Raw genomic sequence first — 17,978 nt, forward strand, 5'->3', positions numbered from 1 at the left:
CTAAAGGGACGCGACTTTGTTCACCAAGGAAAAATCGAAATTGATGTAAACGAAAGGGCAGTTTGATAAAACCGCAAGACTGCTTTTTCGTTTACACCAACTCTGATTGTTTCCTTAACAGTTTATTGGAGAGAAAAAAGTAAATCAAAGTAGATTATATTGCAGTATTTCTGGAAATAAGCGTATGTCTCTTGACAAACAGAGTTATCATGTTATAGTACATTTAACAATTAACTGAAATGTTAAATGATGGGGGATAAATTTGGGAATGCAGGATACACTTCACGCGCTTGCGGATTCTACAAGACGTGAAATACTTAATTTACTCAAGCAGTCGCGCTTGTCTGCCGGTGAGATCTGTAATCATTTTTCCATTTCGGGAGCGGCAATCTCGCGTCATCTATCTATTTTGAAGGATGCGGATTTAGTTCGTGACGAACGGGAAGGCAAATATATTTATTATGAGCTAAATGCCACTGTGCTTGAAGAAATTTTTTTGTGGATCAGTGAATTAAAAGGAGAAAAAGATCATGATCAGACATCATAAAAAAATTTTAGTGTTTACATCTATCGTAACGTTATTGCCAATCGTTATAGGTTTGCTTTTATGGAAACATCTACCAGCTTCTGTTGCAATACATTTTGGAGCAGATGGTCAGCCAAATGGATATAGTTCCAAAATCTTTGCAGTGTTTGGACTTCCGTTCATTCTGCTGCTGCTTCATTTTAGTTGTGCAGTTATAACAAACATTGATCCGAAATCAAAAAATATTAGCAAAAAAGTATTTCGGGGTGTTTTGTGGATTTGCCCGTTGGTTTCTCTGGTTGTTTGTAACATGATTTATGTGTACAACTTAGGATACCTGCTGAATACAGCATTTATTGGTGGATTACTCATTGGAATTCTTTATCTCATTTTAGGTAACTTTATTCCAAAAATAAAACCGAATTATAGCATTGGATTTCGTGTTCCATGGGCATTATGCGATTCTGAAAACTGGTATCATACCCATCGGTTCGGAGGAAAATGTATGGTGATCGGGGGAATTGTTTTGATTGCAACATCGCCATTTCAAAATGTGTGGATACTTCTGGTGTTTGCCATTATTCCGTGCATTTTGCCAGTAATCTATTCGTATCTGTATTATCGAAAGACGATGGATTAACACAACATCAAAATAATAAACATAACAACGCATCAATAAATTCAATTTATAGTTTGTAATTGAAGCATTCCCAGTATTTATGAAATATACAGTTCAAAATTTTTTGACATTTTCACAGATTATTCATAATAATAAGCATCATTTCATAATATCCAGTAATTCATTTGCTGTAACAATAAAAGGTTTTTTCGGAAAATGCTTGCTGTTTCCAGTCACAAGGTATGCATTTTCATTCTGTTTCGCCATAACAACTTCGTAAAACACAAGATCTTTAGGTTCTGGCAAAATTTCATTTGTAATAAGCTGCTTTGCAAATACACCATAGGTTTTCATTGTATCTAAGAGTGATTGAATGTTTGCATCCGGGAACTTAAACTTTGGACGGTGAAGTACATTATCATATTTTGCAAGAATCTCATCATTGAATACAGGAATAATTGTTCCGTCAAAAACAGCATTAAGCACCTGAACCGTTGCCGAATCACTATGTTTGGATAGTAAAGCGGATATAAGAACATTTGTGTCAATAACGACTAGATAATTCATATAGCATCTCCTTATGCTTTACTATTACGGGCAAGTTGTATTTCTGCATTTATATCATCTAAAGATAACTCCTGCAGGTTATTTTGTTCAGCAGAACGACGCAAGGCATTAAAGGCAGCGCGTCCATCCTCTAAAGAAATGCTTGACTGTGCCGAGATTTCAAATGGGATTTTACGTTCTCTGACAACCGCACGTGCAAAAATATTAAATGCAGTCGAAGCATTCATGCCAAACTCTTTACATAAATTATCAAACTGATTTTTTAGTGATTCATCCATGCGGACACTAAATGTAGCCTGAGCCATAAAACATACCTTCTTTCATAAATATAATCGATTGATTTGTTATATTTATTATACACAGAAAAAGCCAAAATACCAACAATCAGAACACAAATAGTTGCAAAAATAACACAATAGGTTCAAATCTTCATGTGCAATATAAGCCCGGTCAGTTTCCACGACCGGGCTTTTTGCTTATCCTTTACTTTGGAACAGCCGTTCTGCTTCGTTCATTCGTTTCTTCAAGGCTTGGTACGAATTCTTCCGGCGTGCCGGGTAAAGATTTCCCGTATACTTTGCCCCTGCCCCACTGGAATCCACAGCCCGCTCATAGCCGGCACAAAATTCCTGTGCTGCCAGTTGTGGATCTGTTGCTGTTTTTAGGAAAGTTACCAGTTCCGGGTAATCGGCAAGCTCATATACCATGAAGCTGACCTGTCCCTGGAAAGAATCCGGGGAATATCCGTTTTGGATACAGTAATTTTTCATATTCCGTAAACGGTCATCTCCCCACTGGCAGATGCCATAATATCTTCCCGTTACATTGGTCGGATCATAGGTACTCTCCACATAGATATTTGCCAGCACACCGCAGGCTCCTGCCTTACTGAACCCACATGTTTTGGTCAGATATTCATACAGTGCATTTTCATCCCCGACACTGCCTGCCAGAGCCGCCACATACGGACGTCCATACCCAACGATGCGGTTATTGGTCTGGAACTTATCAATGCACACCCGTCCCCGGCTATACGATGCCTGGATGATCTCTGCCTGACCATCCCCATCAATGTCACCTGCATACATCGCCACATGGTCAATGTTTTTATATCTCCCGTTCCCAGACGTGGCATACTGATAAAAGATCAGGTCTCCCGGACGAGATCTCCAGGCCCGGACAGTGCCGTACCGCTCGTGTCACAATATTGCCCCAGGTCTGCCGCTGTCATGCCATAAAGGGTAGCATATCCCGCCTCCTGATAGCTTTTTGTCACCAGGGAAGAACAGTCGGAAAAACCGGCCAAAAGCCGGCGCTCCTGACTGTATATATCTGTACTGTGATTTGACAGTGCACACTGCGCCGCAGTTGCTCCAAGGGTGTAATCCCCAAGAATTGCTTCCCCGCCGCCTACGGAAAATGATGTGCTGCTGGCGGTGGCATCCCGCCAGGAAATGATCTTATTAATGCTCTGTAAATCCTCTTTTGTCATCTGCTTGTGGATCTTTTCCGGACTCCACTGGAGCAGGAAGTCCTTGGCGATACTAAAAAAGCCAAACACACTCTGGTCCTCCGGTGCCGGATCACCCACAAGGAATCTCAGCAACCGGATTGCAAGGTTTAAGCTATTTTCATCTGTAACAAACGCATACTCCCTGGACTGTGTCTGTACCATGGATGCCACCGGTTCCTGCAGGGATATGGTATATTGGCAAGTGATGTAACGGATGGCTTTCTCTGTTGTTACGCTCTCACTTTCAAGATGCCACCATTCCCCATCGGAAAGCATACCATCCCCATTTTCCATATGTTTTTGAAATAAAGTTTCCCACTGCTCTTTTGTTTTTCCACCGATCCCCACAAGCTGATCCATTTCGTCCAAATAATAGCGTTTCCCTGTATCCAGGTACTGAAACTTTTTCCCTTCCGGTCCGCAATAACGGTAATAGGCGCGTGTAGTCACTTCCTGTGTCGTCTCTTCCCGCACAAGATCTTCCCCTCTCGCCCAACTCCCCCATGGGATGCTCTCGATCAGAACGGGTAAGTCTGCTTCCAACACGCTCCCGTCCCCATTTTCCATTTTCGTAATATCCTCTGTCGTACAGGAATTTTGGATCAGTGGTAGAAAATACTTCTGATAGGTTCCATTACTCCAAAAGGTATCATAATCGGACACCAGCGTATAGCCTTCATATACGACTTTTGTCCCATCTGCATCCACCAGCGGCTCCCGTCCTTCCCCGGTTGCTTGCGTATGTGCTTCATATACCCCATTATAATCTGTATCTACCGCATCATAGAGGGATTTTAATGTGCCTGCCGAGGGCAGCATATGGGAAGTATCATACGTTCCATACCGGTTCCCGTCAAAATCTGCCAGCAGGGCAGAAATGGAAGCTACATGCCCGGCATCTGAAAAATAGGTATCCATGGCAGCCGTCAGGTTTTCCGTTTCGATCTGAAACATCTCACTGGTATAATCAGCAGAATTTGAAAATCCTAATTGTGAAAAGATTACCCCAAACAGGCTCCCAACCACAAAGGGTATTAAAATGTAGCCAGTTCCCCTCATGCGTTGATTTTACTGGGTTTAACTGTATACAAAACTGTGTTTACTGTTACTATCTTTCATTCTTTTCCAAAATAGCTTTGAAGCATAGGCCACATTATTTTCATATATGACACAAAGCTCAGCTCTACTTGTGCTTCATTAAACCATCCAACCATAAAGCTATTTATCTCTTCAAATAATACTTTTGAAAGTTTCTGAATAATAATTGTGTTATCCACTTCTTCAGTATAATCTTTCGCATACATTTTACATATAGAACGCACTCCAAAATAATTATATAGCACACCTACCGTTGTTTTTAATGCTTCAATATCTCTTGGAAAATCTGTTCTATTCATCATATTCACTACTAATTGATGTCTTGAGTTTAGGTAATTCCTAACTGTACTATTACCTATTTCAACATCAACTGTAAATGAAAAATCTTGAGTTTGTATACTATCTGCTCCTAACATTATCATCAATTCAACTTGTGCTGCATGATATTCTGTATAACCAGACAAAGCCATATATTTCCAAGAATCTTGCTTTGCATACATTTCCGTATCTAAAATATGCGTAAATTCATGAAACACAATATACCTTGGTATTTCCGAACTTTTGCATATCCTTAATATATGTTCATCTGTTTTCGTATTATAGTAAGCTTGGGCGGCTGAAGCGAATCCTGCTGCATCGCTTTCCTCAACATTAATTTCAAAAAAATCTATCTTATACTGTGGTAATTTCTCAATTTCCATAAACTCAATATATTCTTTTTCATATTCTTTAATTAAATTTTTAATTTGTATTTCTGTCATATTGTTTTATACCTCATATCAAAGTTAGCATTTCACTTTTAGTATACCATAAAACAATCCCATTCTCATTCTATATATTTTATCCTCAACGATGAAAAGATGTGTCTGCACACATCTCTTCCATCTCATTATTTTCAATGTTATAAGTTCTTAATAAAATTCAAATCCTGTTTCCGTAATGCCTTCTGTAACTTTTCGTTCTTTCTCTTCAGTTCCTTATTTTCTCTGCTCAGAGCTGCCACCTTCTGGTTCAGCAGTTCAATCTGCTTTTCCATCGCCATGTTCAGGATTTCTCTTCTTGGATCTATCATTCCGGCCTGTTGCTCTACTGCTTGGTTCAATGTATCCCGGACGGTTAGATTTTTATAAAAGAATCCTCTCGACAATCCAGTTTTCTTCATCAGCTTTGGAACGCTGATATGTTCTTTATTTGCCAGCATATCTTGTATTGCTTGCAGTGCCAGTTCAATTTTCTCTTTACTTTTTCTCTGATTTTCCTCAATCATCTTGTCGTATTTGCTCATATTCTTCACCCCATCCTGCCAGACTCATATATATAATGTCACTCATCATCTGTCTTACTTCTCTGGTTTCGTCTGCCATTCTTTGATTGCTCATTTTCCGGTAATGCTGTACATTATTCAGTCTTTTATGCTCCAACAGTCTCGCTATCGTCCAGTCATCCAGATGCATTTCTGTAAGTTTGACGCCATAGTAGTGCCGGAACATGTGCGTTCCAAACCCGAATAATTCGCCATGATCATCTTTCAACTGCTTTTCCTGTATCATGGACATGACTTTTGTTTTTATAGCCATATACTGCATCGGGCGATCAGGTTCTTTTTCATTAACAAATATGTATTCTGTATCACCGAACTTTTCCTGTGTATATTCAATAGAACTCTGCTGTTTTTAAAAATGAATTCTTCAGGCTGAATTTCATGTTTTTTCAAGTATACTTTCATAATCTGATAAAGTGCCTGTGGGATTGGAATCCTTTTATAATTCTTCATTTTGACCTGATACACCTGAATCCAATAATCCTCGCCCTGCTGATAATAAGCATTTCCTTTCAATGTACACACTTCACTCGCCCGTAATCCTAGACACCACAGATGTAGGAACATACATCGTAATCGCTCTGGAAAAAGATATAATTTTTTCAAAATTTCCATATATACTGTTTCCTCAACGCTACGATCATGATGTACTACTACTTCTTTTTGTTGGAAATATTCAATTCGGAATGGCATTCTTGTAATATACTGTTTAACTTCCATGAATTTATAAAAATGACCGATACCGAAAATTCTTTCATTAAATCCCTTTGCCTGTATTCCCCGTTCTCGCAAGCCGTCTGCATACTTTTTTACTTCTGCGACAGTTGCATGAATCGCCAGTATCTTTTCTTGTTCCAGCAGTTCAATAAAATTTCTAATACATACAAATCTTCGTACAATCGTGCTGACTGCCTGTCTAGTAATTCCCAGTTCATATTTCATGTATGCCTGTAAAATTTCTCGATTCTGTATTTCCTTGACTTCCATAAAAGAAATGCTAATTAAGGATTTACTTTCGTCTATTCGATGTTTTCCAAGATGTAATCGTTCCAGATACCATACATTTGCTTCCCATTGGATCTGTTCCTGCTGCATAAACGCATCTCTTCTGCATTCACCTAAAATACTTCGTTGACTCGTTTCGGGAAAATTCTTTAAAATAGTTTCCACTTGTTCCATTTCCAGCAATCCAATATCCGTAATATTTAACTGAACACAAGAATCATAAAGAAGTTTTAAGGATTTTAACCTGACATTTCTATAAGCCTTAGACATTGAAGTATTTGCAATGATACGACTCAACGTATAAAAAATTTGTTTCTTTAAAACTTCTGAACAATTTTGTGTAAAATCCCACACCAATAGGTTTGTTTTATAAGAAGTTTCAAAGGTCTCAGCTATTTCCTTTTCCGGATAATACTTCAGAAAATAAATTTTATTTTGATATTTCCATTCATATATCCGCTTTCCATTTAGCGTCTGCATCTGTTGATAGATATGTTGTTGTTTTACCGTATCATATATTTTCAAATAGAAAGATACAATTTGTGATCGTATCTGTCCTCTTAAATATTGTTCATACGAATTTCGCAAAGGATAATCCATTTCTTCCAGATGCCAGATTTTTCTATCCGCCAAGAACTTTTTCAATTTGTTAATTCTTGAATCGCTTTTTATTCCAAGTGCATCAATTTCTGAATATAATTCCTGCTTTTTCTTCTCAATATCTACTTCAGATTCTGTTATGCGTTCTGCCTGTTGCAATAAATATATAGGTATTTCTCACACCTCCCTACTCCAGCAGACGTTCCGCCCCATAAATAGCAGTGTGTTGTGCATAAAACTCATTACTTGCTTCTATCAGTTCATCATCCAGCCAGTCCAGATACTTTATAGTCGTATCCAAATGTTTATGCCCCAATGCCTGACTGATCATTTCCAGTTCCCATCCTGCCTGCTTTCGCATATTTGCAAAATAGTGACGTAACATGTGGGGTGTGATTTTAACTCCGGTTTTCTTTTCCATTCGGTCCAACATATCATATACACTGTCCACTCTTAATGGCTTTCCAATGTTCTCACCCATGATATTCACAAACAGGTAATCCTGATGTTGCAGGATTTTCCGATATTTTGCCAGATAATCCATGAGAAATTCAAACGTATCATTACTTATCTTGGCACTTCTGTATTCCGCATTTTTGGCTCTCGCTTCATTTTCATTATCTTCCCGGAAGCATACCCTTATCATGTGATTCCTATAATCAATATCTTTGACATATTTTACTCCCAGTAGTTCCCCGATTCTGTATCCGGTTTCTGCTAACATAAGCAACAGAAGCTGATCTCTTCGGTTCGTACAGGCCTGTAAAATTGTAATAATCTGATTTTCTTTTGCTGTTCTCCCACGATGTTCCTCTTCCTTCAGATAGGCTTTAAAAGAATGATTCCGCAGTACCTTTTTTACTCCCACCTGATTAACCGCTATAATCTGGTTATACGATAAGGTTTTGAGACTTCCGTACTGTTCATATTCTGTCTCTATAAATAAATAGAACCTGAACACATCTTTTAAGTATGCGTTGCAGGTTCCTTCATTCGGACACTTCTTTTCTCCAGCCGTTTGCTCTGTATGGTTTCCGGCTTTAAGCCAGTATAAAAATTCCACAAAGTGTTCTGTCTGTTTTTCATAATCTAACTGATAGACTTCTGTGAGTTCCATTTCTTTCTCTGCCATATATTTCATATAATAGCAGATTGAAAATGCTGTGCGTTTCACTGTATTTGGTGAACGTTTACATTTAATCTTATGCATTAGATATTTACTTGGCAGTTCTTCAATACTCATTGTTTCCAGATTTCTGATGAAAAAATATTTTTCTGTTCCATCTTTTATCGTTTCCACCTTGTATATCATAAGCTGTCTCCTTTCCTCTAACGCTATACACAGTATACCCACTTCATGCCGAAATAGCTATTCATCAATACCAACAATCCCACCGAAAACGCCCTTGAAATACCACCAAACTTTTCGTTCAAAATCTGCTTTTCCTGTAGCAGAACCACGAACGGTTACAGGTAGTATTCCACGCCTTTCCGGTTTCGGATAAAGTGCTGGACATCCTTGATATCTTTTGCCATCTTGCAGCTCGGAAGCGCACACATTACTTCCTCATGATACCTGCCACCTTCTCCTGCACGTTCGTCTAAAATAGACACGACACAAGTATCTGTCTCGGTGCGGAGAGCCCGTCCGAATCCCTGTCTTAGTTTTTTCTGCATGTCTGGAACAATCACTGCCTGAATATAATCTTTCAGGCTGGCATATTCCTTCTTCTGTGCTTCGCTGATGGGATCAGGAACAGCAAAGGGCAGTTTTACTATAATCAGCGAAGATACCATATCTCCAGGGAAGTCTACTCCTTCCCAACAGGAGCCGGCTGCAAAAAGGACAGCATTATCCATCTGTTTAAATCTTGTGATTTCTTCCGGTGAATGTCTCCACACCTCTATCATCGGGAATGGAATTTCATCCCTTAACATCTGGTAAACGTTTCCCATCAAATGATAAGATGTGAACAGCACCAGCGTATGCCCGTAAGTCGAACAGATTAGTGAATGGATATGGCCTGCTATCATCTCTGCCTCTTCCTGACTTCCTCTTCTGCATTTTTTCAAATCCTTTGGCAGATATAACAAACAGTTTTTCTGATATTCAAACGGGGAGTCTGCCACATATTCCCGGACTCTCCACACTCTCTGTAATCCTGTCATTTTCCGAATGTGGGAAAATCCCTGTCCGGTTTTTAAAGTTCCGCTTGTAAGAATCGCTCCCATACCTCTGCTCCATAACATCTGGTCCAGGTACTGCGGAATCCGTCTGCTGGATGCACACAATATAATCCGGTGGTCATGGTCCTGCTTCAGATGCAGCACATACTTCTTATCCTGATGGAAAAAGCATTCCAGCACACTTCTGGTTTCTTCCAGCTTGTTTCTGATCCACTTTGGAATCTTCTTTTCTAATTTTTTTATGATCTTATTCATGGTCTGTATCCCCTCATATAAATACATTGCACACTCTTCTGTCATGTGGAATTCTTCTTTTATCCCATATCTGGTTCTGTGATTTTCTCCTATGATCTCCAGCACCATCCGGATCGTGCCGGACAGTTTTCTTATCTCCGGTCCTTGATATTCTTTTCCAAGATAAAAGCAGATTTCCCTGATATCGTCATAACACAGGCTCTTCCCGAACATCTGCTTTGCCGCATCCGGTAGCTTATGTGCTTCATCTACAATCAATGCCCTGTAATCTTTCAATAACGGGCGGTAATCCTGCAGCCTGTGATAACCATCAGCCAGCAGATAATTGTGATTACAGATCTGAATGAACATTTCATTATCTCTGGAACGCTCCAGATACTGCTGATACCTGCATGAACCTCTTTTCGGACAGTCTCCAGAACAAAACTTCGGTACACTCACCATCCTTCTGTCAAACCCACTTAAGTTGGACACTTCGTCCATATCATAATGTTCTTTTAACGACAGCAGAGCTTCTTTCTGCAACGCATTTTTGTTTTTCTCTTCGATTGCAACGATTCGTTGCTCCAGCCTCTCATCGCAGACAAAATGCTCTTTTCCTTTTCGTATCACAGCTTTAATGGGGGCCTGAATCGTCCCGTTCTCCTGAAGAATCCGGGAGAGAAAAGGGATATATTCTGTAAGAATTGCTTTCTGGAGTGCAATGCTGGAAGTGGATATCACGACCGGACGCTGTTCATAAGGGGAACATTCTTCTGCAAGGAGAGAATATTTTCTCATCAGAACACAGGCCACCAGATAGGCATACGTCTTGCCGATACCGACACCTGCGTCACACAGTGCTATGTTTCTTCCCAGCAGGTTATCCAGCATTTCGTGGCATAACATAATCTGTTCTTCCCTTACTGCCATTCCATGTTCCGGGAACAGCACACGAAAGATTGTATCAATTTCACGATGTGCTCTTTTTAAATATTCTTTTGTGTAATACATAATTTGTTACCTGATATGCGTGCTGATACCACATCAATACGGCTGTAAAAGATTTCTCCCTACAGCCGCATGTATCTGATATCAACGACACATTCTTCCTTGATTTCTTATACTTTTGTTTTTTGGCGTTGTATTTGTCCTCGACTCCCCCCAATTGCCTTACGGGAACATTACAGGCGGATGCTTGGCATTGCACCGCTCATGGATTTTCTATAGGTCTTGCTGATTACAACCTAAAGTCCATCCTCTGCTCACTGGCAGTTCCTATGTATCATTATCCCCTCGTAAGTGATCCTCGCAAAAGACCGCCACGGTCCTGTTTCAGTTAAAGTGGATTCGCTCGAAACAAAAACACCAGCAAAGAATTTTTTATATTCTTTCCTGTCATTTTCATTTGTCCTCGCGCCTTCCTGACACGCTTCTACTTACGGGAACGTACCTGTAATGCTGGTATGCAGTTGTCAAAGTACACCGGCAAAATTTACCTGCCTATTAAATAGCCGATGAAAACCGCCATAATTATTCAATTTTCAACAAATTTTTTAATTTATTTCTCAAACGGTTTCTCTTTGTGTAAACAGTCTGCTCTGCAAGTCCCATAATCTTAGCGATTTCTCTTCCCGAATATCCCCATGTACTAAGCAAAAGTATCTCTAATGTCTGATGTTCTATGCCCTTTAATAATTCATAGATCCGTCGATCTCCAATGTTGTCTAAAAGTTCTCGGATATCCTGTGCAAACCGTCCTCTGTCCCTTTGTTTTATGGAATCCATATCCTGCATCATTTCATCCAGATGTTCCCGGTATCTGCGCTCTTCCAGAAAATCTTCCCGGTCCATCTGGCGCAGCTTTTGGATTTTCTCTTCTTCCATTCCCAGTTCACGCAATTTCTTTTCTTCCTGTTCTTTCCAATAATTCCACTTTCGTTCTTCACTTGTCTTGTTATAAGCCATTTATCTTTCCTCCGATCTGATTTTTGGTATAGAAATCAAATCGGAGCATGGCGGTGACCGGATATGTACGTTATAATGTTTGAAAAATATCAAAGAAAAAATGCTGCAACCTCTTCGATTACAGCACTTTTTTCTCTCTTATGTGAATATTTCTTGTTGGTTCATAGGAGATTCCTTCTTTTTCTCATAATGAATAAAAGTCTCTTGTCATCCATTATTTATTATAATTTTTTCTATTATTTTGAAATTAACTACCTTTTAAGTGATATCTATACAAAAGATCATTCCTCCCTAATGGCAGACAAGATGCTTGTTTTCTTCAACTCGGATTTTGCGTATACAGTGAAAATCAAATATATAATTGCTAAAACAACGACTAACGCCAGTAGAAACAGCCACGGCAATACCAACGTAATGCAATGGTTCACCGCATCCAATCGTCTACAAACAATTGCACTTAAAATGCTTCCAAATACAAGAGCTATTACCAACGAACCTCCGAGGTAAATTCCTATCTCCCTATCCAGCATTGCTTTCAACTGTTGCCGTGTTGTTCCAACAGCTTCAAGCAAACCGAATTCACGCTTTCTATTCTGAAAATCAACCATAAGCATATTCACAAGACTGATACTTCCAAAGACGAACAGAATAGCAGAAGTCATATATAGAGCATTTATAGATGCACTGTATCGATGCTGAATATTTTTAATCGTTTGTTCAATCGTATTTACTTCTATTTTTTCATTTTTATCCGCAATCTTCTGAACTGCGGTCAAAACTTCATCAAAACGGCCCTCTGAATTTTTAACCGCCAGAATCCCCGTCTGTTCCGTTATCCCTGTCAGTTTCTTTGCTGTGTCATAAGTCATAATGAAGTAGGGGCTTCCGGGAACAACCGGGCTATCCTCCATTAAATCAGACCTATTGTATGTGCCTACAACAACGGCTTCCACATCAAAGGTTCTACCATCAAAAGCTCTGCCCTCAATCTTCAAAGCATCGCCAACTTGTGCCATATCTTCTGCAACCAATATTCCATTTTTCTCAACCATATCGTCGTAATCTGCTGTTCCAGAGGATAACACCGCCTGCTTTTCTTCTGTCTGTTCCCGATTTAAGGTTGGAAAGAAGTCTGAAATGCTCGTGATAGAACCACTTTCGCCCGAAAAAGTAGCTGTCATATAAACGCTGTCAAATGCGGTAATTTTTTCTATCCCATCTACCTTTTCTAATTCCTGCATCAATGCCTGATCTTCAAGTGGATTTTCTTCCAGTTGCAATTTTGCGCTTCCGTATGGCTCCGCTTCGTTATCGAAAGAGCTGCCAACTGTATTTCTTATTTGTATAAGAATGTTACCGGCAGGATAATATTTGAAACTTGCCTGTTTTGCCGGATCAATAGAACCAGCAACCGTAGAAGTAACCAGTAAAAGAGCTCCGCTTACTCCAAGCATTAAAAGCGTCAGAACTGCTTTTTGTTTGTTTCTTTGTATATTTATTTTCGCCAGATTAAACGGCGTAAGTTTCCGATGCAGTTTTGAGCTGCTTTTTGCCTTTCCAGCATACGCAAGGTATTTAGCACCCTCTACCGGGGAAGTATTCATTGCTACTCGGACAGGCTTAAAAATGGCAATATTCACTGTTACAAAGGCTACTGCGGCAATCAGTACAGTATAAATAACTGTTGTTTTTAGCCGGAATCCATCAGGACAGCCAATAAATCCAATCAGTACACCAATGACAAGCCCCAAAGGAATACCAGCTAAGGCATATAAACGTCCCTCTTTACTTGCCATCCGTTTAATCTGTCTTTTTGTCATGCCAACTGTCCGCAGTTGCCCAAACATCTGAACATTTTTTACAATCTTTGTGTAAAAAACACCATAGACAATCGTTGCCGCCAAAATAGCCGTCAACGCCGCCAGTAGTGGTACTGGAATCGGAATACCCGATGTTATCACACCCGACATAACAGCAGAATATTCTGTAAGCATTACCTGTTCCTCGACAATGCCTGTATTTTGTATTGCTTTGCCGGCAAAATTAAGAATAGCCGTGGAACTTATGGCGTCTGTATTCAACCGCGTATATGCTGTAACCTGAAAAGAATCTTTTGCCAAATCTTGGGCAAGCTCTTTACTAACATAAATAAAATATCCGTTGCTTTCTTTCGTATTATTCAAAACACCTGAAAGTGTATATTCTGCTTTCTGTCCTGTTCCAGTCAGGTCAATAGAAATTGTATCGCCAGTCTGATAGGATTTTCCTAAAAAATCAAGGTAGTTCTGGGGGAGCATAATCTCATCCGCTTTCTGCGGCACACTTCCCTGAAAAGTTTTTTCTTCCTGATGTAAAAAATAATCTTCATTTCCATAAGCAACAGTGATTGTTTTATTTTCAACATAAAACACACCTATAGCGGAATATTCGCCAACCCATGTAATATTTTCGTTTTGATGCAGCTGAGCCGTTTGTTCGTCTGTAACTCCCAAAATGCCAATCTGCGCTTTATTCCTCTGTGTGTTCTTGAATTTCTCTTGTGTACCTGTTGATATTAGGAGAATCGAAAAAACCATACAGACAGAGATGGCGATTGTCAAAAGCAGAAATGCCTTGTTTCTCTTATCCGCTTGCATACTCCTACCTGCCAATTTTTTTACAATGGCACTTGTATCATTCTCAAAAGGCCATGTCATAGTCTGCCACCTCCTTACTCCACAATCTTTCCGTCCTCAATGCGGACAATCCGATCTGCAAGACGGGCTATGTCGTTATTGTGGGTAATCATCACAACGGTTTGCCGGAACTCCGCACTGGTACGCTTGATAAGCCCCAGCACCTCGGCGCTGGTCTTGCTGTCAAGGTTGCCGGTTGGTTCGTCGGCCAGCACAATAGCCGGTTTAGTAATCAGGGCGCGGGCGATAGCCACACGCTGCTGCTGGCCGCCAGAAAGATTATTCGGCATATTTTTCAGTTTATCTTCCAGTCCCAGCAGGCGAACGATCTCGTCCAAAAACTTCTGATCCACCGTGTCCCCGTCTAACTCCACCGGCAGGACGATGTTCTCATACACATTCAGGATGGGAACAAGGTTATAGTTCTGGAAGATAAAGCCGATGTTGCGGCGGCGGAAGATGGTAAGCTGCTCGTCGTTCATTTTTGACAGCTCTTTGTCCCGGACAATGACATTGCCGGAAGTAGGGGTGTCCAGCCCGCCCATCATGTGAAGCAGGGTAGACTTGCCGCTGCCGGAGGTTCCCACAACAGCCACAAACTCGCCGTCCTCCACGGAGAAGTTCACGCCGTCAAGGGCGCGGGTGATGTTCGGCTCTGTGCCGTAATACTTTTTCAGATCAATCGTCTGTAAAACGCTCATACTCAAAACTCCTTTCAAGGCTTTCTGCCTGTTGATAAGGCTATTGTAAAACCCAAATGTCCGCGAAATGTTACAGCGGCCAAAAAATTTCATTGAAAATCGGGGTGAAATGTTACAATGCTCGGACATTTCAAAAAAATTTACGGCGGGCAGCCGGAAATGGCCGTCCGCCGCATTCTATTTTGTCGGCAGCATAATGGAAAATTCCGAACCCTTGCCCGGCTCCGAAACCACTTTGATATAGCCGCCCTGCCGCGTTACGATCTCGCGGGCCAGATACAGGCCAATGCCCACGCCCTGTTGTTCGTGTACTTCTTCCTCACGATAGAAGCGCCGGAAGATGGCGGCCTGATTGCTTTCGGAAATGCCCTTGCCGGTGTCGGTCACTTTGATCTCCACATACATTTCCCACAGCACCACCGACACAGCGATTTTCCCGCCTGCCGGGGTGTACTTCACTGCATTGTCCAGCAGGTTAAAGAGGGCTTCGGATGTCCACTTGCTGTCATGGAAAACGGCCAAATCCTCCGGACAGTCCACGGACACGGCAATTTCCTTTTTCTCCGCTGCATACACGATCCCACTCATGGCCTGCGCCACGGTATCAAAGAGGCGGCCCGGTTTCTTGTCCAACTGGATCACGCCCGTTTCCAGCCGGGAGGTTTTCACAAGGGCCTGAAAGAGAAAGTCCAGCTTATCCGTCTGGCTGCGGATTCCCCGGATAAAGTCGGTGCGCTCCGCCTCGGTCATAGGCTTTTCCAGCAGCGTGTCCGTCGCCATTTTCAGATTGCTTACCGGCGTTTTCACCTGATGGGAAATATCCGATACAAGGGTCTGTAACTCCTGCCGTTCCTCGTCCACCCGGCGGCGGTTCTCCTGCATGATCTGGTAAAGCCTTGCCAGCCGGTGTCCAATTCTGGCAAGCTGGGTTTCGCTGTCCTCTGGCCGCTGGGGTGCTTCATTTCCGGCGATCATGTGGTCTAAGGTCTGGCACAGGTCAGCGGTAAACTGCGACAACCGCTTTCCAAACGCCTGCGTCAGTACAAAAATCCCCACAAGGGCGCACAACAGCAGCGCCCCGCCCGTCAGCAGCACCGCCGTCTGTTTTGTCACAAAAAACAGGGCTATGGTGATTCCGGACATGGAGAGGACAAGCCCTATTGCCACCCGGCCAAATAGCCGCTTTACCGAGAGGTTCTGAAACTTCATTTTGCCTCGCCTCCCGTCCATTGATAGCCCATGCCGTAAACGGTCTTGATGTATGGCACACCTCCGTCGGCTTCAATCTTGCTGCGAATCCGGCTGATGGAGGTTGTCAGGGTATGTTCGTCCACAAACCTCTCGTCTATATCCCACAGCTTTTCCAAAAGCTGCCCACGGGTCAGCACTTGCCGGGGATTTTTGCGGAACAGGTTCAGCATTTTGTACTCCATCGGGGATAGGGTCAGGGACTTGCCGTTTAGGGAAGCCGTCTGCTCCGAGAAGTCCAGAAACAGCCTCCCGTCGTCGTAAATGTCCTTGGCCGGTTTGTGGTGTTCCAGCATGGCGAACATGGCTTTGATTTTCCGCTGCAAGGCCCCGATCACAAAGGGCTTTGTGATATAGTCTACCGCGCCCACCTCATAGCCCCGTATCTGGTCGCTCTCCTGATCGTTGGCGGTCAGGAAAATTACAATGGTGTCCGGGTGCTGGGGCTTTATCAGCTTGCACAGCTCAAAACCATTCCCGTCCGGCAGGTTAATGTCCAGCAGCACTAAATCAAATTCCCGCTGGCGGATGGCGTCGGCTGCGGTTCTGGCATTTAGGGCAGAAGTCACGCCGTAGCCGTCTGCGGTCAGGTTATAGTCTAACATCTTATTCAAAAAACTGTCGTCCTCGACAATTAAAATCTGCTTCATATCCTCACTTCCTTTGCTTTTTGCAGATAGTATAACAGGCAAATGTCCGCGAAATGTTACAAGGACAAATATATTTATCATTTTACAGCTTTTTTCTGTGTACTGCAATTTTATAAAAGAAAGGACAGCAGTATCAAATTGCTGTCCTTGCGGTTTATTATAGCTGGTAGTGTATAAGCGTGGGTTCATCATATTTGGTGTGGTATCTTTAACTATGGGAAACTCCAGTTTCCCACTTCGAAACTGCTCTATTTGTAATATTCAATTTTTCTGCTAACTGCATTTGTGTCAAGCCTTTTTCTTTTCTACATTTTGCAATAAAACTTCCTATCACTTCTTGATTCATTTATCTTACCTCCTTGCAATCATCATATACCAAAAAAGAAGCTGTATAGAACGAACCGCTGGTTGATTTATGCCATTCAACTGGTAGTTGATACTTTTTTGCACTATTCATTTACAACTTCCGAGTCAGCGTTCCACCACAATGGTAAGCAAAACCAAATCTTCATCGCCTGTATTTTCGATGCTATGTTCAGAACCCTTTTTGCAGATGTGGCAAGTTCCCGGACTCAGAATTTCTTCCTCCCCGTCACAGGTTGCTTTCCCATTACCGGATAAGACATAGTTAATATCATCACTTGTTTCATGCTTATGCACGCCAATAGAACCACCCTTATGAATTGCGCATGGAATAACTTTGCCCTGCGCATCCATATACATCTTCGCTGTCATCATTCCTGTTCCATTATTCATTCCCGGTACTGTAATTTCCTTCGTTTTATTAAAGTCTATAAGCATATAATGTCTCCACTTATGATTTTCTACTTAGCTCAACTGTTATGCAAACTTGAATTTGACTTTGTAACTATGACTTTTCCTTCAGAATCCAGAAGAGGTGTAATACCAGCCCCGTATCCAGATTTTCAACAAAGATAATTAACACCAGTCTCCTTATCTACAAGAATTTGGCGAACCCCATCATCCTTAAGCGAACTTCCATCTCTAAATATAACTTCAAATCTTTCTTCTTTCTTTGCCATGTTTATTTCTCCTCGTTAAGTGT

19 protein-coding genes and 1 pseudogene are annotated in these 17,978 nt (G+C 41.4%); 2 read left to right on the forward strand and 18 right to left on the reverse strand.

The features are described from left to right. Window positions 1–268 precede the first annotated feature (268 nt). Window positions 269–547 (forward strand): autorepressor SdpR family transcription factor, encoded by a 279-nt coding sequence (locus DXB15_RS07255; RefSeq protein ID WP_181369303.1) that lies wholly within the window; start codon window positions 269–271, stop codon window positions 545–547. Next, the gene (locus DXB15_RS07260) at window positions 531–1,166 is read left to right on the forward strand and encodes an SdpI family protein (protein ID WP_118702479.1); all 636 of its coding nucleotides are present in this window, start codon (window positions 531–533) and stop codon (window positions 1,164–1,166) included. The genes DXB15_RS07255 and DXB15_RS07260 overlap by 17 nt, the downstream gene beginning before the upstream one ends. 138 nt (window positions 1,167–1,304) lie before the next feature. On the opposite strand, the gene DXB15_RS07265 is transcribed toward DXB15_RS07260, so the two are convergent. The 18 genes and pseudogenes from DXB15_RS07265 to DXB15_RS07350 all read right to left on the reverse strand — a co-directional run bounded on the left by DXB15_RS07265 (window position 1,305) and on the right by DXB15_RS07350 (window position 17,955). Next, a complete protein-coding gene (locus DXB15_RS07265) occupies window positions 1,305–1,712 on the reverse strand; it encodes a putative toxin-antitoxin system toxin component, PIN family (RefSeq protein ID WP_118702480.1) in 408 nt (135 codons plus the stop codon). 11 nt (window positions 1,713–1,723) lie between these two features. After that, window positions 1,724–2,017, reverse strand: a complete 294-nt coding sequence (locus DXB15_RS07270) for a type II toxin-antitoxin system RelB/DinJ family antitoxin (protein WP_118702481.1) — start codon at window positions 2,015–2,017, stop codon at window positions 1,724–1,726. Window positions 2,018–2,188: 171 nt separating this feature from the next. Further along, entirely contained in the window at window positions 2,189–2,800 is a 612-nt protein-coding gene (locus DXB15_RS07275) for a phage tail tip lysozyme (protein WP_118702482.1), read from the reverse strand. Between the two features lie 59 nt (window positions 2,801–2,859). After that, the gene (locus DXB15_RS07280) at window positions 2,860–4,284 is read right to left on the reverse strand and encodes a hypothetical protein (protein ID WP_147404777.1); all 1,425 of its coding nucleotides are present in this window, start codon (window positions 4,282–4,284) and stop codon (window positions 2,860–2,862) included. Between the two features lie 56 nt (window positions 4,285–4,340). Further along, window positions 4,341–5,084: a hypothetical protein gene (locus tag DXB15_RS07285; protein WP_006426953.1), complete on the reverse strand. Its 744-nt coding sequence runs from the start codon at window positions 5,082–5,084 to the stop codon at window positions 4,341–4,343. Between the two features lie 140 nt (window positions 5,085–5,224). Continuing rightward, entirely contained in the window at window positions 5,225–5,608 is a 384-nt protein-coding gene (locus tag DXB15_RS07290; RefSeq protein ID WP_182466158.1) for a DUF6262 family protein, read from the reverse strand. Next, window positions 5,583–5,900 (reverse strand): tyrosine-type recombinase/integrase, encoded by a 318-nt coding sequence (locus tag DXB15_RS17865; protein ID WP_420104714.1) that lies wholly within the window; start codon window positions 5,898–5,900, stop codon window positions 5,583–5,585. Before DXB15_RS17865 ends, DXB15_RS07290 begins: the two co-directional genes overlap by 26 nt. Continuing rightward, entirely contained in the window at window positions 5,891–7,408 is a 1,518-nt protein-coding gene (locus DXB15_RS17870; protein WP_330427485.1) for a tyrosine-type recombinase/integrase, read from the reverse strand. Before DXB15_RS17870 ends, DXB15_RS17865 begins: the two co-directional genes overlap by 10 nt. Window positions 7,409–7,436: 28 nt before the next feature. Beyond that, window positions 7,437–8,561: a tyrosine-type recombinase/integrase gene (locus DXB15_RS07305; RefSeq protein ID WP_118702485.1), complete on the reverse strand. Its 1,125-nt coding sequence runs from the start codon at window positions 8,559–8,561 to the stop codon at window positions 7,437–7,439. Between the two features lie 155 nt (window positions 8,562–8,716). Continuing rightward, a complete protein-coding gene (locus DXB15_RS07310; protein WP_118702486.1) occupies window positions 8,717–10,684 on the reverse strand; it encodes an ATP-dependent DNA helicase in 1,968 nt (655 codons plus the stop codon). Between the two features lie 519 nt (window positions 10,685–11,203). Next, window positions 11,204–11,638, reverse strand: a complete 435-nt coding sequence (locus DXB15_RS07315) for a LuxR C-terminal-related transcriptional regulator (RefSeq protein WP_022319836.1) — start codon at window positions 11,636–11,638, stop codon at window positions 11,204–11,206. Between the two features lie 281 nt (window positions 11,639–11,919). After that, complete coding sequence (locus DXB15_RS07320) at window positions 11,920–14,334, reverse strand: ABC transporter permease (RefSeq protein ID WP_118702487.1); 2,415 nt, start codon at window positions 14,332–14,334, stop codon at window positions 11,920–11,922. Window positions 14,335–14,348: 14 nt separating this feature from the next. Continuing rightward, window positions 14,349–15,014, reverse strand: a complete 666-nt coding sequence (locus DXB15_RS07325) for an ABC transporter ATP-binding protein (RefSeq protein WP_118512906.1) — start codon at window positions 15,012–15,014, stop codon at window positions 14,349–14,351. Between the two features lie 177 nt (window positions 15,015–15,191). Beyond that, entirely contained in the window at window positions 15,192–16,223 is a 1,032-nt protein-coding gene (locus DXB15_RS07330) for a sensor histidine kinase (RefSeq protein WP_118512907.1), read from the reverse strand. Further along, window positions 16,220–16,912, reverse strand: a complete 693-nt coding sequence (locus tag DXB15_RS07335; protein WP_118512979.1) for a response regulator transcription factor — start codon at window positions 16,910–16,912, stop codon at window positions 16,220–16,222. The genes DXB15_RS07330 and DXB15_RS07335 overlap by 4 nt, the downstream gene beginning before the upstream one ends. Window positions 16,913–17,120: 208 nt before the next feature. Beyond that, on the reverse strand, window positions 17,121–17,258 hold the full coding sequence (locus DXB15_RS07340; protein WP_243101056.1) for a helix-turn-helix domain-containing protein: 138 nt from the start codon (window positions 17,256–17,258) through the stop codon (window positions 17,121–17,123). 125 nt (window positions 17,259–17,383) lie between these two features. Continuing rightward, window positions 17,384–17,713, reverse strand: coding sequence for a cupin domain-containing protein (locus DXB15_RS07345; RefSeq protein ID WP_118702488.1), 330 nt, complete (start codon window positions 17,711–17,713; stop codon window positions 17,384–17,386). 32 nt (window positions 17,714–17,745) lie between these two features. Continuing rightward, window positions 17,746–17,955: pseudogene (locus DXB15_RS07350) on the reverse strand (DUF6440 family protein). Between the last annotated feature and the right edge of the window lie 23 nt (window positions 17,956–17,978).

Source organism: Roseburia sp. OM02-15, assembly GCF_003481835.1.
Taxonomy (GTDB): domain Bacteria; phylum Bacillota; class Clostridia; order Lachnospirales; family Lachnospiraceae; genus Eubacterium_I; species Eubacterium_I ramulus_A.